The 20,512-nt window shown below is 71.2% G+C and carries 19 protein-coding genes; 8 read left to right on the top strand and 11 right to left on the bottom strand.

The features are described from left to right. Positions 1–17: 17 nt before the first annotated feature. Positions 18–467 (bottom strand): SRPBCC family protein, encoded by a 450-nt coding sequence (locus FHX68_RS10980; protein ID WP_141381082.1) that lies wholly within the window; start codon positions 465–467, stop codon positions 18–20. 159 nt (positions 468–626) lie between these two features. Here FHX68_RS10980 and FHX68_RS10975 point away from each other — a divergent pair, with 159 nt between their 5' ends. Continuing rightward, on the top strand, positions 627–719 hold the full coding sequence (locus FHX68_RS10975) for a helix-turn-helix domain-containing protein (protein ID WP_141381081.1): 93 nt from the start codon (positions 627–629) through the stop codon (positions 717–719). An 11-nt stretch (positions 720–730) separates the two neighbouring features. Beyond that, positions 731–1,036 carry a TetR family transcriptional regulator C-terminal domain-containing protein gene (locus FHX68_RS10970; protein WP_174799172.1) on the top strand — a complete coding sequence of 102 codons (306 nt, stop codon included), beginning with the start codon at positions 731–733 and terminating at the stop codon, positions 1,034–1,036. 2 nt (positions 1,037–1,038) lie between these two features. On the opposite strand, the gene FHX68_RS10965 is transcribed toward FHX68_RS10970, so the two are convergent. The 3 genes from FHX68_RS10965 to FHX68_RS10955 form a co-directional block, all read right to left on the bottom strand. Continuing rightward, positions 1,039–1,953 carry a DNA-methyltransferase gene (locus FHX68_RS10965; protein ID WP_170214266.1) on the bottom strand — a complete coding sequence of 305 codons (915 nt, stop codon included), beginning with the start codon at positions 1,951–1,953 and terminating at the stop codon, positions 1,039–1,041. Beyond that, a complete protein-coding gene (lplAB, locus tag FHX68_RS10960) occupies positions 1,932–2,981 on the bottom strand; it encodes a lipoate-protein ligase LplAB (protein WP_141381080.1) in 1,050 nt (349 codons plus the stop codon). The genes FHX68_RS10965 and lplAB overlap by 22 nt, the downstream gene beginning before the upstream one ends. Positions 2,982–3,057: 76 nt before the next feature. Then, on the bottom strand, positions 3,058–3,930 hold the full coding sequence (locus tag FHX68_RS10955; RefSeq protein WP_141381079.1) for an alpha/beta hydrolase: 873 nt from the start codon (positions 3,928–3,930) through the stop codon (positions 3,058–3,060). Positions 3,931–4,055: 125 nt separating this feature from the next. On the opposite strand from FHX68_RS10955, the gene FHX68_RS10950 reads away from it, so the two are divergent. After that, a complete protein-coding gene (locus FHX68_RS10950; RefSeq protein ID WP_141920219.1) occupies positions 4,056–5,675 on the top strand; it encodes a DHA2 family efflux MFS transporter permease subunit in 1,620 nt (539 codons plus the stop codon). On the opposite strand, the gene FHX68_RS10945 is transcribed toward FHX68_RS10950, so the two are convergent. Continuing rightward, positions 5,598–6,572 (bottom strand): IS481 family transposase, encoded by a 975-nt coding sequence (locus FHX68_RS10945; protein ID WP_141920217.1) that lies wholly within the window; start codon positions 6,570–6,572, stop codon positions 5,598–5,600. The two genes, FHX68_RS10950 and FHX68_RS10945, sit on opposite strands and share 78 nt — an antisense overlap. 325 nt (positions 6,573–6,897) lie before the next feature. Between FHX68_RS10945 and FHX68_RS10940 the strand changes: the two genes are divergently transcribed. The 4 genes from FHX68_RS10940 to FHX68_RS10925 all read left to right on the top strand — a co-directional run bounded on the left by FHX68_RS10940 (position 6,898) and on the right by FHX68_RS10925 (position 13,066). After that, positions 6,898–7,284, top strand: a complete 387-nt coding sequence (locus tag FHX68_RS10940; RefSeq protein ID WP_373288704.1) for a MarR family winged helix-turn-helix transcriptional regulator — start codon at positions 6,898–6,900, stop codon at positions 7,282–7,284. A 35-nt stretch (positions 7,285–7,319) separates the two neighbouring features. Continuing rightward, positions 7,320–8,687: an MFS transporter gene (locus tag FHX68_RS10935; RefSeq protein WP_174799114.1), complete on the top strand. Its 1,368-nt coding sequence runs from the start codon at positions 7,320–7,322 to the stop codon at positions 8,685–8,687. Positions 8,688–9,414: 727 nt separating this feature from the next. Next, positions 9,415–10,995 (top strand): carboxyl transferase domain-containing protein, encoded by a 1,581-nt coding sequence (locus FHX68_RS10930; RefSeq protein WP_141380352.1) that lies wholly within the window; start codon positions 9,415–9,417, stop codon positions 10,993–10,995. Positions 10,996–10,999: 4 nt separating this feature from the next. Beyond that, positions 11,000–13,066 carry an ATP-binding protein gene (locus tag FHX68_RS10925; protein WP_280525038.1) on the top strand — a complete coding sequence of 689 codons (2,067 nt, stop codon included), beginning with the start codon at positions 11,000–11,002 and terminating at the stop codon, positions 13,064–13,066. Between the two features lie 54 nt (positions 13,067–13,120). On the opposite strand, the gene FHX68_RS10920 is transcribed toward FHX68_RS10925, so the two are convergent. The 6 genes from FHX68_RS10920 to ddaH form a co-directional block, all read right to left on the bottom strand. After that, positions 13,121–13,699 carry a TetR/AcrR family transcriptional regulator gene (locus FHX68_RS10920; RefSeq protein WP_141380350.1) on the bottom strand — a complete coding sequence of 193 codons (579 nt, stop codon included), beginning with the start codon at positions 13,697–13,699 and terminating at the stop codon, positions 13,121–13,123. A gap of 25 nt (positions 13,700–13,724) precedes the next feature. After that, entirely contained in the window at positions 13,725–14,570 is an 846-nt protein-coding gene (locus tag FHX68_RS10915) for a transglutaminase family protein (protein ID WP_141380349.1), read from the bottom strand. A gap of 52 nt (positions 14,571–14,622) precedes the next feature. After that, positions 14,623–15,555, bottom strand: a complete 933-nt coding sequence (locus tag FHX68_RS10910; RefSeq protein WP_141380348.1) for an alpha-E domain-containing protein — start codon at positions 15,553–15,555, stop codon at positions 14,623–14,625. Further along, positions 15,549–17,246, bottom strand: coding sequence for a circularly permuted type 2 ATP-grasp protein (locus tag FHX68_RS10905; RefSeq protein WP_141380347.1), 1,698 nt, complete (start codon positions 17,244–17,246; stop codon positions 15,549–15,551). Before FHX68_RS10905 ends, FHX68_RS10910 begins: the two co-directional genes overlap by 7 nt. A 70-nt stretch (positions 17,247–17,316) precedes the next feature. Beyond that, positions 17,317–18,543, bottom strand: coding sequence for an ornithine--oxo-acid transaminase (gene rocD / locus FHX68_RS10900; RefSeq protein ID WP_141380346.1), 1,227 nt, complete (start codon positions 18,541–18,543; stop codon positions 17,317–17,319). Further along, positions 18,540–19,424 (bottom strand): dimethylargininase, encoded by an 885-nt coding sequence (gene ddaH / locus FHX68_RS10895; protein WP_141380345.1) that lies wholly within the window; start codon positions 19,422–19,424, stop codon positions 18,540–18,542. Before ddaH ends, rocD begins: the two co-directional genes overlap by 4 nt. Positions 19,425–19,597: 173 nt before the next feature. Here ddaH and FHX68_RS10890 point away from each other — a divergent pair, with 173 nt between their 5' ends. Beyond that, positions 19,598–20,362, top strand: a complete 765-nt coding sequence (locus FHX68_RS10890) for a hypothetical protein (protein ID WP_174799112.1) — start codon at positions 19,598–19,600, stop codon at positions 20,360–20,362. The last annotated feature ends 150 nt before the right edge of the window (positions 20,363–20,512 follow it).

Below are 20,512 nucleotides of genomic sequence, written 5' to 3'. Positions count from 1 at the left end.
AGTCATAGAGTGCGGGTTCAGCCCACCGCGAGCTGCCCCGCGAGCAGCGAGAACGTCCGCGCATGCGCGATCTCGGCGTGCTTCGCCATGTACCCGAGCACGATGCGCGGCGCCGTCACCGTCGTCCTTTCGCGCACGATCACGCCACCGTCGCCCACCTCGGCGGTCGTGACGGTGTCGAGCAGGCATCCCGGCGCCGCGCGCACGCTCCCCCGCATCGAGCTGGGCGAGACCCGCGTCATCCGCGCGGGAAACCGGATCGTGTAGCGGATCGGTCCCGGCGCCGGCCGCTCGACGACGCGCCAGTCCCACCACGGCCCGCCGTCGCCAGCACCCGATGCCACGACGGTCGCGCTCTGCAGATATGGATGCATCCCCCGGTGCCGATCGAGCGTGATGAGGAAGTCGATGACGGCCTCCGGCGCGGCCTCGACGACGGTCGACAGCTCGAGTATCCTCGTCGCCATGCGGGTCACCCCCGACCGGCAGGCCCGAGAGCGGATGCCACGTACGCGCGCAGCGTCGGGTCGCACACGTACAAGTACGTCCCCCGCATTCCCCGCGTCCCCTCACCCGCCGCCGCGCACATCGGCGAGCGCATTCGGGTGGCGCGGGAGGGCGTCCGGATGACGCACGATCAACTGGCCGCGGCGACGGGAATCGACTCGGCGAACATCCGCAGCTACGAGAGCGGCCGTGCCATGCCCAAGTCCTGCTGAGTGGGGCTGAAGTGCGCTCGAAGCGCGTCGTGCAGCTCTACTCGACCCTCCTCGCGGCGTCGCTCGAGGCCGGCAACGACGTCGGTCGCCAGTACTTCTTCTCCGACCGGTTCGCGCGCCTGCGCGCAAGGATCACTGCGGACTTCGAGCTCGAGCAGCAGGCGGGCCGGATGCGTGCGGACGTCCCCGCCGCGCACATCGCGGCCCTGCTCATCGCGGCATCCGACGGTCTTCAGATCCAGTGGCTTCTCGAGCCGTCGGTCGGGCTCGAGACGACGCTGCGCACCTTCGCGACCCTCCTCGCGCCGCCGAGCTGACCTCAGTCGAGCACGCGGACCATCGCCTCCGGCATCCGCCGCCTCATGACGGCGATCGCCTCGGGGTTGTCATCGACGAGCACCGCGTCGCGGCCGAGCACCGACGCGACGGCGCCCGTCGTGCCACTGCCGGCGAACAGGTCGAGCACGCGGTCGCCGGGGCGGCTGGATGCCTGCACGATCCGCCGCAGGATGCCCTCGGGCTTCTGGGTCGGATACCCCGTCTTCTCGCGCCCGCTCGTCGGCACGATCGTGTGCCACCACACGTCGGTGGGCAGCTTGCCGCGCGCCGCCTTCTCGGGCGTGACGAGACCGGGGGCCATGTAGGGCTCGCGGTCGACGGCCTCGGAGTCGAAGTGGTAGCGCGCCGGGTCTTTCACGTAGACGAGGATCGTGTCGTGCTTGGTCGGCCAGCGGCGGCGCGACTTCGCCCCGTAGTCGTAGGCCCAGATGAGCTCGTTGAGGAAGCACTCCCGGCCGAACAGCGCGTCGAGCAGCACCTTCGCGTAGTGCGCCTCGCGGTAGTCGAGATGCAGGTACAGCGTGCCGTCGTCGGCGAGCAGTCGCCACGCTTCGCGCAGCCGCGGCTCGAGGAAGTCCCAGTAGTCGCCGAACCGGTCGTCGTACCGGCGCAGGTCGCCGCGCAGCCGCGCGTAGTTCGTTCCGCGGAAGCCGGCCTTGACCTCGCCGCGGGGTGCGACCTGCGCGGAGGGCTCCGTCGCGCCCGGCTCGGCGCGGCCGTCCGGCGCGGTGCGCTCGGTGCGCTCGGCCCGTTCGACGGCGCGGCCCTGGGTGCGCCCGGTGTTGAATGGCGGGTCGAGGTAGATCAGGGTGAAGGCGCCGGAGGGCAGCGCGCGGGCGGCGGCCAGGTTGTCGCCGTGGATGATCTCGACGGTCACGGCACGCGGTGCAGCCACGCGTCGGTGGCGAACTTCGACTCCACGAGCGCCTCGGCCTCGGCATATTCCTCTGCGGTGATATGACCGGGCTCGGCGCCGTACAGCGTCGCGAACGTCTCCTTGAGGCGCTCGATGATCGCCTCGCGGGGAAGCCCGGTCTGGCTGCGCAGCGGATCCACGCGCTTGGCGGCCGACGTCGTGCCCTTGTCGCTGAGCTTCTCGCGGCCGATCCGCAGCACCTCGGTCATGACCTGACCGTCCATGTCGTACGACATCGTGGCGTGGTGGAGCACGCCCCCGCCCGCGAGCCGCTTCTGCGCGGCACCGCCGATCTTGCCCTTGGAGGAGGCGATGTCGTTGAGCGGCTGATACGTGGCATCCACCCCGAGCGAGCGCAGCGCCTGCAGCACCCAGTCGTCGAGGAAGGCGTACGAGTCGGCGAAGGTCATGCCCGCGACGAGGGATGCCGGCACGTACAGCGAGTACGTGACGATCGAGCCCGCGCCCATCATCATCGCGCCGCCGCCGGAGATGCGGCGGACGACGTCGTAGCCGTGGCGCGTGGCGCCCTCGGGGTCGACCTCGTTGCGGTACGACTGGAACGAGCCGATCACGACGGCCGATTCGTCCCACTCCCAGATGCGGAGGGTGGGGTTGCGGAGCCCGGCGCCCACGCGCGCGGCGAGCACCTCGTCGAGGGCGAGGTTCATGCGGGGAGAGACGGCCTTCTCGTGCACGACCTCCCAGGTGAAGTCCTTCCACCCGGGTGCCGTGACGAGGGCCCGGCGCACCGCGGTGCCGACCGACTCGGGGGTGAACCCGAGCAGCTGCGCGCCCTCGGGGAGGGCGGCGCGCACCGCCGCGGCGATGGCCGCGGCATCCGTCTCGACCGGCAGCCCGGTGACGGCGGCGTCGATGTCCTGCAGGGCGTCGTCGGGCTCGAGGAAGAAGTCGCCGGCGAGGTGGAAGTCGCTGATGCGGCCGCCCTCGACCTCGAGATCGACGACGACGAGCTTGCCGCCCGGAACCTTGTACTCACCGTGCATGATCCCAGCCTAGGCCGCGCGCCCGGCGGTCCGACGGGATCGGGCGGCGGCCCGGGCGGTGGGGTCCGGCGGCGGCTCAGTCGCGCGCGGGGAAGCGGGGGTCGAGCCAGGCCAGCAGGTCGGCGATCACCTGATCGCGCGTCACGTCGTTGAAGATCTCGTGCCGCACGTCGGGGTAGACGAGGGTCGCGACGTCGGTGAGCCCCGAGCGGGTGCGGTAGGCGTCGGCGAGGCGATGCACGGCGTGCGGTCCGCCGACGGTGTCATCGCGCCCGACCATGAGCAGCAGCGGCACATCGGCGGCGAGGTCCCGCGCCGGCCTTCCGAGCAGCTGCAGCGAATTGACCGGGCCGAACAGCTTCTGCAGCGATTCGGAGGTGGTGAGCGGGTCGGCGATGAAGTCGTCGACGACCTTCTGGTCGGAGGCGAGCCACTCCAGCCCGTTCGCCCCGGGTCCGTTCCACGGCTTGTTGAGGTCGCCGGCGTTCATCGACCCCGGCCAGCGCAGCGACGATCCGCTGAGGATCACCGCGTCGTACGCGTCGGCGTGCTCGTCGACGAGCATCTGGGTGAGGAACGATCCCCACGAGTGCCCGAGGATGATCAACGGCAGGTCGGGGTTCTCGTCGCGGATGAGCTCGGTCAGCTGCCAGCACGCGGCCTTGGCGGCCTGCATGCCGCCGCGGCCGAGCCGTCCGAGCTTAGAGGCGTCGCCGCCGTGCTGCTCCATGCCGGTGCGGCCGTGCCCGCGGTGGTCGTCGGCGTAGACGAGGTATCCCGCTTCGACGAGGTCGCCGATCATCGCGCGGTAGCGTCCGGCGTGCTCGCCGACGCCGTGCAGCACGTAGACCGCCGCGCGCGGCGTGCGCTCGGGCGTGTACACGTCGTAGAAGATGCGGATGCCCGTGGCATCCGTGAACGTCCGCTCGTCAGCACTCGCCGGTGACATGCGGTCAGTGTAGTGGGAGGCTCTTTCGCGCGGGGCTTCCGCGCGGTCGTTCCGCCCGGGGCTTACGGACGGGACTTTCGGACGGGGCTTTCGGACGGCGATTTTGCTAGATAAGCTAGCGATTCATGACGGATGTCTCTCACCGGCGCTGGTTCGGTCTCGTCTTCATCAGCCTCGCGGTCGCCCTGATCATCGTCGACTCCACGATCGTGAACGTGGCGATCCCGTCGATCGTCGACGACCTGAAGATCACCTCGACGCAGGTGCAGTGGGTGCAGGAGGCCTACACGCTCGTGTTCGCGTCGCTGCTGCTGCTGTTCGGCTCGCTCGCCGACCGCGTCGGGCGACGACGACTGCTGCTGATCGGCGTCGTCCTGTTCGCCGGGGCCTCGGTCGCGGCGGCCCTCGCGCCGACCGGCGACCTGCTGATCCTCGCCCGTCTCGTGCAGGGCGTGGGCGGAGCGATGATGCTGCCGAGCACGCTGTCGCTCCTGAATGCGACGTTCCGCGGCCGCGAGCGGGGCATCGCCTTCGCGGTGTGGGGATCGACGATCGGCGGCATGGCCGCGGTCGGCCCACTCCTCGGCGGCTGGCTCACCACGTCGTTCTCGTGGCGCTGGGCGTTCGGCATCAACGTGCCCCTCGGGATCATCATCATCGTGGGCGTGCTGTGGGCGGTCGCCGAGTCGCGGTCGGAGCAGCGCACGGGGCTCGACAGCGTCGGCGCGATCCTCTCGGTCGCGCTCTTCGGCTCGCTCGTGTTCGGACTCATCGAGGGCCGCACCCTCGGGTGGTGGACGGTCGATGATCCCTTCACGATCGGCGGCTGGACGTGGCCGTGGACCCTCTCCCCCGTTCCGGTGGCCTTTGCGATCGCCGCGCTCGCGCTGATCGCGTTCGTCGCCTGGTCGCGCCGCCGTGCCCGCGAGGGGCGCTCGACGCTCCTCGACCCGCGGCTCTTCTCGATCGCGACGTTCCGCAGCGGCAACGTCGCCGCCCTCGTCGTCGCGCTCGGCGAGTTCGGCATCATCCTGTCCCTCCCCCTCTGGCTGCAGTTCGTGCGCGGATTCGACGCCCTGCAGACGGGGCTGATCCTCATCGCCCTGGCCGCCGGCTCGTTCGTCGCGAGCGGCTTCGCGGGGGCATCCAGCGGGAAGATCAGTCCGGTGCGCGTCGTGCGCCTCGGCCTTGTCGCGGAGATCGTCGGTGTGATCGCGGTGGGTGTCGTGGTCGGCGCGGATGCCGGTGAGCACGGCCTCTGGGGCTGGCTGCTGCCGGCGCTGTTCGTCTATGGCATCGGCGTCGGCCTCGCCACCGCGCAGCTCATCGGCGTCATCCTGCAGGACGTGCCGGTCGCGCTGTCGGGCCAGGGGTCGGGCACGCAGTCGACCGCCCGTCAGGTCGGCTCGGCGCTCGGCATCGCGATCCTCGGCACCGTGCTGTTCTCGTCGACGGCGGGCATCCTCTCGCACTCCCTCGACGAGCGCGGGCTCGAGGCGGCGCAGCGCGATCAGGTGGTCTCCGCGGTCGTCGACAGCTCGGGCGCGGCGATCTCCGGCCTCGCGTCCGACCCCGCGACCGCCGAGATCGGCGGCGACGCGAAGGTCGCGTTCTCCGATGCGACCCGGCTCGCGGCGTTCACCGCGGCGGGGTTCCTCGTGATCGGCCTAGTTGTACTGACCTCGACCGTTGTTGATTCGGTCGATGGGGGTTTTGCCTCCGATGCCGAGGTGGTGCCTGTCTAGGTTGTAGTAGTCGAGCCAGGTCGTCAACCCTGCTTTTCGGTCGTCGTTCGAGCTCCAGGGGCGGGCGTAGGCCCACTCGGTGGCGAGGGTGCGGTTGAGGCGTTCGACTTTCCCGTTGGTCCAGGGGCAGTGCGGTTTGATGAACCGCTGTCGGATGCCGTGCGCGTCGACCACTGCCTTGAACGCGGCCGAGTGGCGGTAAGCGAACGCGTTGTCGCTGATGACGCGTTCGACTGTGACGCCGAGGCGCGCGTAGAACGCGATCGCCCGCTCGAGCACACCCGCCGCGGTGGTGCCTTTCTCGTCGTCGTGGATCTCCGCGTAAGCAACTCGGGAATGGTCGTCGATGACGGTGTGCACGTAGTCGTAACCCAGGCCCCGCTTGCGCGCAGGACGTTGCCCGCGGCCATGCAGACGCCATCCGCCGCCGTCGGGGATACGGCCGAGTTTCTTCACATCAACGTGGATCAGGGACCCGGGATGATCATGCTCGTAACGCTGCGCGGATCGGCGGGTCGCGCGGATCACGGACCCCGTGACCGGGTCCAGCTCCCGCAGCAACGGCACGTGGTGGCGGCGCAACACCCTACCGACCGTTGAGGCCTGCAAGCCGAGCTTGTCAGCGATGAACACCGGCCCACGCCGAGTGAGGTGCCGCATGATCCGCACCCTCGCCTCCACGCACGCTTTGGTCTGGCGAGGGTGGGAGCGGGCGACGCTGGAACGATCGATCAGGCCCGCCGGGCCGCACTCCCGGAACCTGCGCCACCACCGCCACGCGGTCGTGCGGGAGATCCCCATTTCCGCGGCGACATGCGCGACCGCACGCCCCGACTGGATGCGCTGAACCATGATCAACCGGCCGGCCGGAGTCAGCCGGGCATTAGCGTGAGACAAGAGAGACCTCCGTGCGTTTGAGCTGAAGAACTTAGACAGCTCCAACTCGACCCCGGAGGTCTCTCCTACGTCAACAACGATCTGGGTCAGTACACCTAGTCGCCACGATCCCGCTCGGGCGGGGTCAGCGCCGGGGGTCGGGCGATGGGGACCCGGGCGGGGTGGGGGACTCGGCCGAGGCGGGGTCGGACACGGGGGCGCGGGCGGCGGAATCCGGGGAGTAGCCGGCGTCAGCTCACCCTTTACTTAGCACAGCTAATGAGCTATGCTAAGTATCTGTATGAACAGTGATCCCGCATCGGCCGATGAGGCCTCAGATTTCCGCATGGCGACCTTCCGGCTCGCCCGCCGCCTGCGCTCGCAGCGCGCGGTCGACTCGATGAGCGACGGGCAGTTCGCCGTCCTGGCGGCACTGTCGAACCACGGACCGCACACCCTCGGCGAGCTCGCCGACCGCGAGCGCGTCTCGGCGCCGTCGATGAACCGCACCGTCAACTTCCTCGAGGAGTCGGGCTACCTCACCCGCACCCCCGACGTGGCCGACCGGCGCAAGGTCAACATCGCCCTCACCGACGCGGGCCGCGGCGTCGTCGCCGAGACCGTGCGCCGCCGCGACTCGTGGCTCGAGCAGGCCTTCGCCGCCCTCAGCCCCGCGCAGCGCGCGACGCTGCACGACGCAGCCGCCATCATGCGAGAGGTGGCGGCGCGATGAGCAGGAGAACCGCAGACGCGAAGACGGGGAACGCGATGTTCCGCTCCTTCGCCATCTTCAACTACCGCGTCTGGTTCATTGGCGCCCTCGTCTCGAATGTGGGCGCCTGGATGCAGGCGACCGCGCTCAGCTGGGTCGTGCTCACCGTCCTCACCGACAACGACGCGGGCGCGATGGGGCTCACGATGGCGCTGCAGTTCGCGCCGCCGCTGCTCCTCGTCAGCGTGACCGGGTGGGTCGCCGACCGGTTCGACCGACGCCGGCTGCTCATGGTGACGCAGTCGTCGCTCCTCATCGTCGGCGCGATCATCGGGGTGTTGCTGCTGAACGGGCTGATGACCCTGCCGCTCATGTACGTGTTCGCGCTGCTGCTCGGGTTCGTCGCCGCGTTCGACAATCCCACGCGGCAGGCGTTCGTCTCCGACCTCGTCGACCGGGAGAACGCGTCGAACGCCGTCGCGCTGAACGCGGCATCCTTCAACGTCGCCCGCATGATCGGGCCGGCCGTCGCCGGCATCGTGATCGTCGCGGTCGGCACCGGCTGGGTGTTCCTCGTGAACGCCGTGACGTTCCTCGCGATGCTCGTGGCACTGTGGCGCATCCGGGTCGACGAACTCGTGCCGCGCGTGAAGGCGACCGGCGCGTCGCGGCTGGCCGACGGGTTCCGCTACGTCGGCGGCCGCCCCGACCTGCTCGTGACGTTCGTGATGGTGTTCCTCCTCGGCGCGTTCGGCATGAACTTCCCGATCTTCGCCTCGACGATGGCGCTCGAGTTCGGCCAGTCGGCCGACGGCTACGGGCTGCTGAGCTCGATCCTCGCGATCGGCTCGCTCGCCGGCGCGCTGCTGGCCGCCCGGCGCGATCGCGCGCGGATCCGCCTCGTCATCATGGGCATGGGGTTGTTCGGCGTCTCGATCGGGCTGTCGGCGCTCATGCCGACGTACTGGCTCTACGCGGCGGCCCTCATGGTGACGGGGTTCGCGAGCGTGACGACGCTCACGACGGCGAACGGCTACGTGCAGACGACGACCGACCCGGCGCTGCGCGGCCGCGTGCTCGCGCTGTACATGGCGATCCTCATGGGCGGCACCCCGCTCGGCGCTCCCGTCGTCGGCTGGGTCGCGGCGGAGTTCGGCCCGCGGATCGCGATCCTGCTCGGCGCGGTGATGGCGCTCGTCGCCTTCGGCATCGGGTTCGGATGGCTGGTGTTGTCCGGGCGCCTGCACCGGCACGAGACGCGCCGCTTCGCCCTGTCGCTCGACGAGACGCGGCCGATCTCGATCGTCGACCCCGTCGCCCCCGAGGAGTTCAGCGACGAGGTCGCCGCGACCACGCCGATCTCGCTCCCCGACGTGCGCGTGCCCGACCTCACCCGCGACACCCCCCGCCGCCGCACCGCCTGACCCTGGCCTCCCCTACTCCCCCGCGAGCCGCTACGCCGCGTGCCACCCACCACGATCTGTACCGCCCGCCGCGTAGCGGCTCGGCCACCGCGTAGCGGCTCGGCCACCGCGTAGCGGCTCGGCGTCGGGTTCGGCTCGGGCCCCGGCGGGCACAGCCCCCACCGAGAAACCACTCCCGCCCTGAGAAACCACGCACCACGTGGTGTCTCGACTCACCGCTGGTTTCTCACGCCGGAGCCGCGCTGCCCGGCCTCCTCCACTCCTGGGATGCAAGCCACCTGGCACCACGCCCCGTCCCCCATGCCAACCCCACGCCCCGCGAGCCGCTACGCGGCGTGCCAGCCGTCACGGTCTGCACCGCCCGCGGCGTAGCGGCTCGGCCGCGGCGTAGCGGCTCGGCCGCGGCGTGGCGGCTCGGCGAAGGCGCTCGTCGCGAGCGCGGAGAGGAGCACCATGACCGAGATGCGGCGCGACCCGCGCAGGGGCCATGCCGACCGCGACGACGACCCACACGGGGCGCGGTAGCAGCATCTCGAAGGCGGTCGCGGGCATCGTCCGCGTCGCGCGGCCGCGCGCCGTCTCGGAGGTCATCCGCCCATCCTGTGCCGCAGGCATCCGGACGGTCAACCGCGCGCCGACACTGGACAACTCGATTACCGATCAGTAATCTGAATGCGGTTACTGATCAGTAATCGAGCGAGCGCACCGCGAGGAAGGGCGAACCGTGATGCCCACGATCGACCAGGAGCCGGGAAGAACCTCCTATCGCGACCTCGTCGACGGCCTCCGCGAGCGCACCGCGCACGTCGCCCGAGGCGGCTCGCCGGCCTCGCGTGCCCGCCATGTCGCCCGCGGCAAGCTGCTCGCGCGCGACCGCATCGACGCCCTGCTCGACCGCGGTTCGCCGTTCCTCGAACTCGCGCCGCTCGCCGCATGCGACCTCGGCGACGACTGGCCGGCGGCCGGGGTGATCGCCGGCATCGGCCTCGTCGAAGGCCGACACGTGATGGTCATCGCCAACGACGCGACGGTGAAGGGCGGCACCTACCACCCGCTGACGGTGAAGAAGCACCTGCGCGCGCAGGAGGTCGCCGCCGAGAACCGGCTGCCGTGCATCTCCCTCGTCGACTCGGGCGGCGCGTTCCTGCCGATGCAGGACGAGGTCTTCCCCGATCGCGACCACTTCGGGCGCATCTTCTACAACCAGGCGCGGATGTCCCGCGACGGCATCGCCCAGATCGCCGCCGTCATGGGGTCATCCACCGCCGGCGGCGCGTACGTGCCCGCGATGAGCGACGAGACCGTGATCGTCCGGGATCAGGGCACCATCTTCCTCGGCGGCCCGCCGCTCGTGAAGGCCGCCACGGGCGAAGTCGTGACGGCCGAAGAACTCGGCGGCGGCGTCACCCATACGCGCATCTCGGGCGTCGCCGACCACTTGGCCGAGAACGACGCGCACGCCCTCCAGATCGTGCGCGACATCGTCGACACCCTCCCCCGCCCCGCATCGCTGCCCTACGACCTCGGGCCCGCCGACCCACCGCTGCACGACCCCGACACGCTCTCCGACGTCGTCCCGGTCGAGCTCACAACCCCGTACGACGCGCGCGAGATCATCACGCGCCTCGTCGACGGCGGCCGGTTCACCGAGTTCAAACGCGAGTACGGCGACACCCTCGTCACCGGCTTCGCGCACATCCACGGGCATCCGGTCGGCATCCTCGCCAACAACGGGGTGCTGTTCGCCGAATCGGCCCTGAAAGGCGCGCACTTCATCGAGCTGTGCGACCAGCGCGGCATCCCGCTGCTGTTCCTGCAGAACATCACCGGCTTCATGGTCGGGCGCGAGTACGAGCACGGCGGCATCGCCAAGCACGGCGCCAAGATGGTGAACGCCGTCGCCTGCGCCCGCGTGCCGAAGCTCACCGTCGTCGTCGGCGGATCGTTCGGCGCGGGCACGTACTCCATGTGCGGGCGCGCGTACTCGCCGCGGTTCCTGTGGCTGTGGCCGGGGGCGCGCGTCTCGGTGATGGGCGGCCCGCAGGCGGCATCCGTCCTCTCCACGGTGCGTGGGGAGCAGTTGGATGCCGCGGGCACCACTTGGTCCGATGACGAGCGCGTCGCGTTCGAGCAGCCCATCCGCGAGCAGTACGAGCGCCAGGGCAGCCCCTATTACTCGACCTCGCGGCTGTGGGACGACGGCGTGATCGAGCCCGCGCAGACGCGCGACGTGCTCGGCCTCGCCCTCGACATCGTCTCCCGCACCCCCATCGCCGATGCGCCCGGCTACGGCGTCTTCCGGATGTGATGCCATGACCGCCATGCCGTCCCGCACCATCTCGAAGGTCCTCATCGCCAATCGCGGCGAGATCGCTGTGCGGATCATCCGCACGCTCCGGAGCCTCGGCATCCGCTCGGTCGCGGTCTACAGCGACGCCGACGCGGGCGCGCTGCACGTGCGCCTCGCCGACGAGGCGGTGCGACTCGGGCCCGCCCCCGCGGCGGAGAGCTACCTCTCGATCGAGCGGGTGCTGGATGCCGCGCGCCGCACGGGCGCCGACGCGATCCACCCGGGGTTCGGCTTCCTCGCCGAGAACGCCGCGTTCGCCCGCGCGTGCGCCGACGCGGGCATCGTCTTCATCGGGCCGGGCGCCGAGGCGATCGAGGTCATGGGCGACAAGATCTCCGCGAAGCGCACCGTCGAGGCCCGCGGCGTACCGACGGTGCCCGGGCTCGCGCGCCCCGGGCTCACCGACGACGAGCTGATCGCGGGGGCCGCCGACGTCGGCCTCCCCGTGCTCATCAAGCCGTCGGCGGGCGGCGGCGGCAAGGGCATGCACGTCGTCGAGGACGCGTCTGGGCTGCCGGCGGCGGTCGCGGCGGCGCGACGCGAGGCCGCGGCATCCTTCGGTGACGACACCCTGTTTCTCGAGCGCTACGTGACGACGCCCCGGCACATCGAGGTGCAGATCCTGGCCGATGCGCACGGCGCGGTCGTGCATCTCGGCGAGCGCGAGTGCTCGCTGCAGCGCCGCCACCAGAAGGTCGTGGAGGAGGCACCGTCGCCGCTTCTGGATGCCGCGACGCGGGCGCGGATCGGCGCCGCCGCCTGCGAGACCGCGCGCAGCGTCGGGTACGTCGGCGCGGGAACGGTGGAGTTCATCGTGCCCGGCGATTCCCCCGACGAGTTCTTCTTCATGGAGATGAACACGCGCCTGCAGGTCGAGCACCCGGTCACCGAGCTCGTCACGGGCCTCGACCTCGTCGAACTGCAGCTGCGGATCGCCGCGGGCGAGCCGCTGCCGTTAACGCAGGACGAGGTCACGCTCGACGGCCACGCGATCGAGGTGCGCGTGTATGCCGAGGATCCGCGGGCGGGGTTCCTGCCGACGGGCGGGCACGTCGAGCGCGTCGTGCACCCGGCGGGCGTCGGCATCCGCGTGGACACCTCGCTCGAAGACGGCCTCGACGTCTCGACCGACTACGACCCGATGCTCGCGAAGATCATCGCCTCGGGCCCGGATCGAGAGGAGGCACGGCGGCGCCTGGTCGCGGCGCTGGCCGACACCGCGATCTTCGGGTTCGAGACCAACCTCACGTTCCTGCGGCTGCTGCTCGAGCGCCCCGAGATGATCGCGGGAGACCTCGACACCGGCCTCATCGCCCGTGTCTTCGACGAGCTCGCCTTCCCCGCCGTCGCCCCGCGCGCCTTCGCGGAGGCGGCGCTCATCCTGCACGCCCGCGATGCGGCCGACGCGGCCAGGGCGGCGGCAGGGTCGGGCGCAGGGCGGACCGCGCCGACCGGGCCGTGGGCGCGCGTCGACGGGTGGCGGCTCGGCGGCGCGGCGCCGAGCGTGTTCGATCTCGAGGCGGGCGCGGACGTCGAACGGGTCCGCGTGTGGGCGTCCCCGCTGCGGGTCGCGGTCGGGGACGCGGATGTCACCGCGGATGCCGCCGCTGATTCCACCGTCGCGAGCGTCGCCGTCGAGGCCGGCCGGGCGACTGTGAGCATCGGCGGCGTGGCGCGGTCGTTCCCGTTCGCCGTGGGCACCGACGGCGTGTGGCTGAGCGACGGCGGCGAGGCCGTACACGTGCGCGAGCGTCGTGAGTCGTACGGCGCGGTCGCGGCATCCGATGCCTCGCCGACCCTCGTCTCACCGCTTCCCGGCACGGTCGTCATGGTGTCGGTGGCAGACGGCGACCGCGTCGACGCGGGTGATGCGGTGGCCGTCGTGGAGGCGATGAAGATGGAGCACGTGCTGCGCGCGACGGTCGCCGGCACCGTGCGGCTCGGCGTCGCCGTCGGCGACCAGGTGACCCGCAGCGGGATCGTCGCGACGATCGAGGCGACCGAGGCGGTCGACTCCGACGACGCCTGAGCGGGCGCGGCGACCCGGCGGCACGCCGGCGGCGACACCGACGCCCCGCGCCCCCTACCCCTCGACGAGCGCGCGCAGCGCCATGGCCGCGAGGATCCGGCCGGCGTCCGCCTGCGTGGCGGGCGCGGAGTACGGCGTCGAGTTCAGCAGTCCGAAGGTGCCGAGCAGGCGCACCTGACGCTCGGGCTCGGTGAGGTCGGGGCAGACTCGGGCGAGCACGCCGTCCCAGATCTGCACGTACTCCCGCTGCAGCCCGCGCACGCGACGGTTGACCTCCACCGGCAGCTGGGCGAGCTCGCGGTCCTGGATGCGGATGATGTCGGGCTCGCTCGTGGCGAAGTCGATGTAGAAGCCGATGAGCGCGACGAGCGTCGCGTGTGCAGATAGGTCGCCGCCGAGGATGTCCCGTGCCCCCGCGACGAGCTGCTCGCTCGCGCCCTGCAGCAGCTCCTGCAGCAGCTCGTCCTTGCTGCGGACGTAGTTATACAGCGCGGGCCCACTCATGCCCACGGCATCCCCGAGCTCCACGGTGGACACCGCGGCGAACCCGCGCTCAGCGAACAGGCTCGCGGCCGCCCGCAGCAGGTCGGCGCGACGGCTCGCCTTCTGCGACGCGCGCCATCCCGATCCCATAGCGCGAGTCTACGGGCGCCCGCGCCTACGCCTCGCGGGTGATCGTCACCTGCACGTGCAGGTCGCTCTTGTAGGGACCGGCGTAGACACCGCGCAACGGCGGCACGTCGTTGTAGTCGCGGCCCCGGCCGACGAGCACGTGCCGGTCGCCGATCTCGACCCGGTTGGTCGGGTCGAAGCCCTCCCAGTCACCCGTGAACCACTCCACCCACGCGTGCGACTCGCCGGTGACGCCGACCCCGACCTCGGGGTGGATGCTCGGGTGCAGGTATCCCGACACGTAGCGCGCGGGGATGCCGACTTCGCGGAGCGCCCCGAGGGTGATGTGGGTGATGTCCTGACAGACGCCCTTCCGCTCCACCCACGCCTCGGCGCCGGTCGAGTGCACTCCTGTGATGCCGGGCATGTACTCCACCGCGTCGCCGATCGCGGTCGCGATGGCGAGGGCGGCCCGCCCCGGGTTGTCGTGCTGCCCCGCGATCGAGTGGGCGATCTCGGCCACCTCGGGGTGCGGCTCGGTGCGCCCCGACTGGCCGAGCATCTCGACCGTCTCGATCGCGCGGGCGCTCTCCCGCTCGAGGCGATCCCAGCCGATGTCGGGGAACTCGACCGGCCGCGGGCGCACCTCGACGAGCGAGCGGGCGGTGATGTCGAGCGCGCTGTGGCCGGCGAGCACGTCGAACGCGGCGACCCGCGTGCCGAAGTAGTCGGTGTAGTAGTTCACGCTGGTCGACGGGTCGATCTCCAGCTGCGAGCTCAGCACGAACTGCGCATCGGTCGATCCGGGCAGCATGCGCGCCTCGTTGTACGACGCGCCCACGTCGCCCGGGTAGCGGAACCCGGTCGCGTGCTCGATCCGCAGTCGCATCATCGCCGGCTCACCCGCCCGCCGGCGGCGCGCGCCGCCTCCGCCTGTCGAGGGGTCATGAGGTCTCTCCGATCCAGCTGGGCTCGGCGTGCGTGGGGAAGAACCGGTCGCGGATCGCCTCCGACGCCTCGCGGGTCACCTTCTGCACCTGCTCCATGTGCTCGGGCAGGTCGCGCAGGATCTCCTCGATCGGCCGGTACTCGAGGTCGTTGCGGATGCGGCCGAGCGCCCGCAGCACGGTGTTCGAGTGCCCGACGCGGTCGGCGACGGGGTCGATCGCGCTCATGCAGTTCTCCGCGACGGTGATCGAGTGGATCACCGACCGCGGGAACAGCCGGTCGAGCAGCAGGAACTCGGCCGCATTGGCCGCGCTCGGCATGCCGCGGTAGGTGCGCAGATACGCCTCGTAGGCGCCGCAGGAGCGGAGGATCGTCGTCCAGGACGGGCCGGATGCCTCGGTCAGCGCCCGCGTCGCGAGCAGCCGCGCGGTCATGTCGGTGCGCTCGATCGCGCGCCCGAGCGTCAGGAACTGCCAGGCCTCGTCACGGCTCGTCGACGAGTCGGTGACGCCGACGGCGAGCGCCGACCGCTCGCGCACCCACTGGAAGAACTCGTGCGCCTTCTCGTTGTTGATGCGCCGAGGCGTCCGTGAATACGTCGTGTTCAGCGTCTCCCACAGCTCCGTCGACACGATCTCGCGGGCCCGGCGCGCGTTCTCGCGGGCCGACTGCACGGCGTAGGCGATGCTCGACGGGTTGGTGCGGTCGATGGCGAGGCTCGTGAGCACGTCGCCGCGGGTGACGCGCACGTCGTCACGGGGCGGCACCGAGCCCATGACGCCCATGATCGAGCGGCACGCGGTGTCCTCCTCGATCCAGGGGTCTTCGAGGAGGAGCTGCAGGTGCACGTCGAGGATGCGCGCGGTGCCGTCGGCGCGCTCGATGTAGCGCCCGATCCAGAAGAGCGACTCGGCGATGCGGCTCAGCATGCGGCACCTCGCGAGGGCGTCGCGCCGGCGGCGCCGGACTGCTGCTGCTGCTCCTGCTGCTCGGTGAGCGGCCCCGGCGTCGACGGGGCGGTGGCGAGCGGCCCCTGCGCGTCGTAGATGATCGGGATCGCCTGCGTGACGGATGCCTGGTCGGCGACGAGCCCCGCGAGCCCGCCGGGCTCCTGCAGCTCGCGCGGTCCGCGGCGCGGTGCGTCGCCCCCGACGATCCAGGTGTCCTTCGACCCGCCGCCCTGCGACGAGTTCACCACGAGCTGTCCCTCGGGGAGGGCGACGCGGGTGAGGCCGCCGGGCAGCACCCACACCTCATCGCCGTTGTTGACGGCGAAGGGGCGGAGGTCGGCGTGCCGCGGGCGCATGCCGTCTTCGACGAGTGTCGGGATCGTCGAGAGCATCACGACCGGCTGCGCGATCCAGCCGCGGGGGTCGGCGATGAGCTTCTTGCGGAGCTTCTCGAGCTCGGCGGGCGAGGCATCCGGTCCGACGACGAGCCCCTTGCCGCCCGAGCCGTCGACCGGTTTGACGACGAGCTCGTCGAGCCGGTCGAGCACCTCTTCGAGCGCGTCGGGCTCTTCGAGCCGCCACGTGTCGACGTTCTTCAGGATCGGGTCTTCGGCGAGGTAGTAGCGGATGAGGTCGGGAACGTACGTGTAGAGCAGCTTGTCGTCGGCGACGCCGTTGCCGACGGCGTTGGCGATCGTGACGTTGCCCAGGCGCGCCGCGAGCATGAGGCCGGGGGCGCCCAGCATCGAGTCGGCACGGAACTGCAGCGGGTCGAGGAAGTCGTCGTCGACCCGGCGGTAGATGACATCGACCCGCTTGGGGCCGCGCGTCGTGCGCATGAACACCTTGCCGCCCATGCACTGCAGGTCGCGCCCCTCGACGAGCTCGACACCCATGAGGCGGGCGAGCAGCGTGTGCTCGAAGTAGGCCGAGTTGTAGACGCCCGGTGTCAGCACGACGACGTTCGGGTCGTCGACGCCGGGCGGCGCGGCGTTCCGCAGCGCCTGGAGCAGCTTGTTCGGGTAGTCGCCGACCGGCTGCACGCGCATCGAGTGGAACAGCTCGGGCAGGGTCTGCGCCATGACGCGGCGGTTCGAGATGACGTAGCTGACGCCGGAGGGCACGCGCACGTTGTCTTCGAGCACCCGCATCTCGCCGTGCTCGTCGCGGATCAGGTCGATGCCGGCGACCTGGATGCGCACGCCGTTGGCGGAGTGGATGCCCGCCGCCTGGCGGTAGAAGTACTGCGAGCTGGCGATGAGCGCCGCCGGCAGCACGCCGTCACGGACGCAGTACTGGCGGCCGTACGCGTCGTCGAGGAACGCCTCGAGTGCCTTCACGCGCTGCTGCACGCCCTTCTCGACGCGCGCCCACTCGTCGTACGCGATGACGCGCGGCACCGCGTCGAGCGGGAACGGCCGCTCCTCGCCGGCGAAGTCGAACGTGACGCCCTGTGCGAGGTACGAGCTGGCGAGCGACTCGGAGCGCCCGCGCAGCTCCTCCTGCGTGAGGCGGGCGAGCGCCTGATGCAGCTCCCGGTACGCCTCGCGCGACGCTCCCCCGTCGGCAGCGTGCTCGGGCGCCTCGAACATCTCGTCGAACGGCGGCACGCCCGACGCGGTCTTGCGCGGCGCCAGCGTGGAGCCGTAGCCGTCGAACAGATCACCCATCCTTCGACACTAGTCGGCGACGTGTTTCGTGAGTGTGACGGATGCCCCGGCATCCAGGTCTCAGGCGGCGTCAGCCGGCGAGGACGAGGCGGAGCTGCTCGACGGCCCAGTCGAGCTCGGTGGCGCGCACGACGAGCGGCGGCGCGATGCGGATCGTCTGGCCGTGGGTGTCCTTCACGAGCACGCCGCGGTGGAGGAGCTTCTCGGCGATCTCGCGCCCGGTGCCGAACGCCGGGTCGATGTCGACGCCGGCCCACAGGCCCGCGACGCGCGTCGCGGTGACGCCGTGGCCGATGAGGGCGTCGAGGGAGGCGGCGAGGTGCTCGCCGAGCGCCTGCGCGCGGGTCTGGAACTCGCCCGAGGCGAGCATCTCGACCACCCGCAGTCCGACGGCGCAGGCGAGCGGGTTGCCCCCGAACGTCGAGCCGTGCTCGCCGGGGCGGATGACCCCGAGCACATCGGCGTCGGCGACGACGGCGGAGAGGGGCAGGATGCCTCCGCCGAGGGCCTTTCCGAGGAGGTACACGTCGGGCACGACGCCCTCGCGGTCGCACGCGAACGTCGTGCCGACCCGGGCGAGGCCCGACTGGATCTCGTCGGCGATGAACAGCACGCCCCGCTCGTCGCAGATCTCGCGGATCGCGCGCAGGTAGCCCTCGGGCGGGATCACGACGCCCGCCTCGCCCTGGATCGGCTCGACGAGCACGGCGGCGGTGTTCTCGTCGATCGCCGCGGCGATGGCCTCGGCATCCCCGTACGGCACCGAGACGAACCCGGGCGCGAACGGCCCGAAGTCCTCGCGTGCCTGCGGGTCGTCGCTGAAGCCGACGATCGTCGTCGTGCGCCCGTGGAAGTTGCCGTCGGCGACGACGATCGAGGCCGCGCCCTCCGGCACGCCCTTGACGCGGTAGGCCCAGGCGCGGGCGAGCTTGATGCCCGTCTCGACGGCCTCGGCGCCGGTGTTCATCGGCAGCACCATGTCTTTGCCGCAGAGCGCCGCGAGGGCGTCGGCGAACGGTCCGAGCCGGTCGTTGTGGAACGCGCGGCTGGTGAGCGTGACGCGGCCGAGCTGCTCGGTCGCGGCGGCGACGAGCGCGGGGTGGCGGTGCCCGAAGTTCAGCGCGGAGTACGCCGACAGCAGGTCGAGGTACCGCTTGCCCTCGATGTCGGTCACCCACGCGCCCTCGCCGCGAGCGACGACGACCGGCAGCGGGTGGTAGTTGTGCGCGACGTGCGCGTTCTCGGCGGCGATCAGCTCGCCGGTGAGGGCGTCGGCAGGGGAGGTGGTCGTGGTCATCGCTTTCCTCGCAGTTCGAGCGTGCAGCACTTGATCCCGCCGCCGCCGAGCAGCAGCTCCGACAGGTCGACGAGCACGGGGTGGTAGCCGCGCTCCCGCAACTGGGCTTCGAAGCCCGTCGCGCGCGGCGAGATGAAGACGTTGTAGCCGTCGGATGCCGAGTTGAGGCCGAACACGGCACCGTCGGCATCCGACACCTCGATCGCGTCAGGGTAGCGCTCCCGCAGCACGGCGAGCGAGGGCTCGTCGAACGCGCTGGGCAGGTAGGCGATGTTCGCCTTCTCCACGCCGCCCGGACCCTCGACCGGGTCGAGCACCGAGATGGCGGTGTCGAGGTGGTAGAACCGCGGGTCGATGAGGCGCAGCGAGACGACCTCGCGGCCGAAGACTCCCGCGACCTCGGCGTGGCTGTCGCCGGTCGAGCGGAATCCGGTGCCGGCGAGGATCGTGTCGCCGACGAGGAGGAAGTCGCCCTCGCCCTCCTGCACCGAGACGGGCTCGACCACGTCGAAGCCGTGCGCGGCGAACCAGTCCATGAACGGACGCTCCTCGCCGCGGCGCTCGTCGACGCGGAAGCGCACGCCGAGCGCGCGCCCGTCGACGATGAAGCCGCCGTTGGCGGTGTAGACCATGTCGGGCAGGCCCGGGACGGGGTCGATGAGCTCGACCTCGTGACCGAGCGCGACATACGTGTCGTAGAGCGTCTGCCATTGCGCCAGCGCTTTGGCGGTGTCGGTGGGCTTGGCGGGCTCCATCCACGGGTTGATCCGGTAGCTCACCGTGAAGTGCTCGGGGCGGCACATCAGGTAGCGGCGGTGCTGGGCGATGCGAGCCGGGGCCGCGGGTGCGGCCTGCGCGGCGGGTGCGGACGAAAGGGACATCTCGCTCCTCGATTCCTTGGTCTTCGAAGGGCGGCGGACGCTGTCCAGAGGCCCGTCGGCGCTTCGACTCGTTCCGACGGGGCGGAGAGGAAAGGTCGGGCGGGCACGCCGGGATCCATTGTGCCAGAGTCGGCCCTGCCGTCGACGAGCACCGGTGAGTAGATTTCTTTTCCATGGGGAGAAGAACAGGGGACGAGACCCGGGCACTGCTGCTGCGGGTCGGGATGCAGATGCTGCTCGAGCGCGGGGTGTCGGCGGGGGTGCAGCACATCCGGCTGCAGGACGTGCTGCGGCACGCGGGGCTCACCACGGGCGCCGCCTACCGGCTGTGGGCCGATCAGAACGACTATCAGCGCGACCTCGCCGTCGCGATGGTGCGGCTGCGCCTGAGCGGGCCGACCGACTATGCGCGCGCCGCCGTCGGCGAACTGGTGGCGGCCGGCGCGGACGGCGACGACGTCATCCGCGCCGCGGCCGAGGCGCACGTGCGCACCGCCGCCGTCGACACCGACGACCCCGCCGACGCACTGGACGCCCAGCTGTTCCTCATCTCGCTGGCGCTGCGCACGACGGCGCAGACGTGGCCGGAGCTGAAGGATGCCAGCCGGCAGCGCCACCGCGAATCGATCGCCGCGTTCGCGGAGTTCTACGCCTCGCTGATGGAGGCGTACGGGCTCCGGATGAAGGCGCCTCTGACGGTGGCCGACTTCACCGAGGCGATGGCGGCGATGGGCGAGGGCTTCGCGGTGCGCGCCCTGGAGGGGATCGACCATCCCCGCGTCACGGCGGCGGTGGGCGACGAGGTGCCCGAGGGCGACTGGACGCTGTTCGCGCTCGGCGTGCGGGCCCTCGTCAACGAGTTCATGACGCCCGTCACGGACGGCGACAGCGGGGACGATGACAGCGGCGACGGGGGCGGGAGCTCTGGGGTCGAGTGAATCCCCCAACCCCAGAGCGACACTCCCCCCGGCGTGTCAATTGACGGCCAGACCAACGTCACTGCGTGCCCACAGGATTTGAGTGCCCGCAGCGACTGAATCAGCGTCGTGCTGACACCGGTCTCCGTCGGCGCTCCCCAGATGCGCCAC

Origin of the sequence: Microbacterium lacticum (genome assembly GCF_006716815.1) — a bacterium.
GTDB lineage: Bacteria > Actinomycetota > Actinomycetes > Actinomycetales > Microbacteriaceae > Microbacterium > Microbacterium lacticum.
The sequence above is the reverse complement of the archived record's forward strand: the minus strand, read 5'-3'. Positions and strand labels throughout refer to the sequence as shown.

Bases quoted from the DNA above. Each gene is read 5' to 3' on its own strand.
- FHX68_RS10980 (WP_141381082.1), bottom strand. From the start codon at position 467: ATGGCGACGAGGATACTCGAGCTGTCGACCGTCGTCGAGGCCGCGCCG.
- FHX68_RS10930 (WP_141380352.1), top strand. From the start codon at position 9,415: ATGCCCACGATCGACCAGGAGCCGGGAAGAACCTCCTATCGCGACCTC.
- FHX68_RS10925 (WP_280525038.1), top strand. From the start codon at position 11,000: ATGACCGCCATGCCGTCCCGCACCATCTCGAAGGTCCTCATCGCCAAT.
- lplAB (WP_141381080.1), bottom strand. From the start codon at position 2,981: ATGCACGGTGAGTACAAGGTTCCGGGCGGCAAGCTCGTCGTCGTCGAT.
- FHX68_RS10955 (WP_141381079.1), bottom strand. From the start codon at position 3,930: ATGTCACCGGCGAGTGCTGACGAGCGGACGTTCACGGATGCCACGGGC.
- FHX68_RS10940 (WP_373288704.1), top strand. From the start codon at position 6,898: ATGGCGACCTTCCGGCTCGCCCGCCGCCTGCGCTCGCAGCGCGCGGTC.
- FHX68_RS10935 (WP_174799114.1), top strand. From the start codon at position 7,320: ATGTTCCGCTCCTTCGCCATCTTCAACTACCGCGTCTGGTTCATTGGC.
- FHX68_RS10920 (WP_141380350.1), bottom strand. From the start codon at position 13,699: ATGGGATCGGGATGGCGCGCGTCGCAGAAGGCGAGCCGTCGCGCCGAC.
- ddaH (WP_141380345.1), bottom strand. From the start codon at position 19,424: ATGTCCCTTTCGTCCGCACCCGCCGCGCAGGCCGCACCCGCGGCCCCG.
- FHX68_RS10890 (WP_174799112.1), top strand. From the start codon at position 19,598: ATGGGGAGAAGAACAGGGGACGAGACCCGGGCACTGCTGCTGCGGGTC.
- FHX68_RS10950 (WP_141920219.1), top strand. From the start codon at position 4,056: ATGACGGATGTCTCTCACCGGCGCTGGTTCGGTCTCGTCTTCATCAGC.
- rocD (WP_141380346.1), bottom strand. From the start codon at position 18,543: ATGACCACGACCACCTCCCCTGCCGACGCCCTCACCGGCGAGCTGATC.
- FHX68_RS10915 (WP_141380349.1), bottom strand. From the start codon at position 14,570: ATGATGCGACTGCGGATCGAGCACGCGACCGGGTTCCGCTACCCGGGC.
- FHX68_RS10905 (WP_141380347.1), bottom strand. From the start codon at position 17,246: ATGGGTGATCTGTTCGACGGCTACGGCTCCACGCTGGCGCCGCGCAAG.
- FHX68_RS10975 (WP_141381081.1), top strand. From the start codon at position 627: ATGACGCACGATCAACTGGCCGCGGCGACGGGAATCGACTCGGCGAAC.
- FHX68_RS10910 (WP_141380348.1), bottom strand. From the start codon at position 15,555: ATGCTGAGCCGCATCGCCGAGTCGCTCTTCTGGATCGGGCGCTACATC.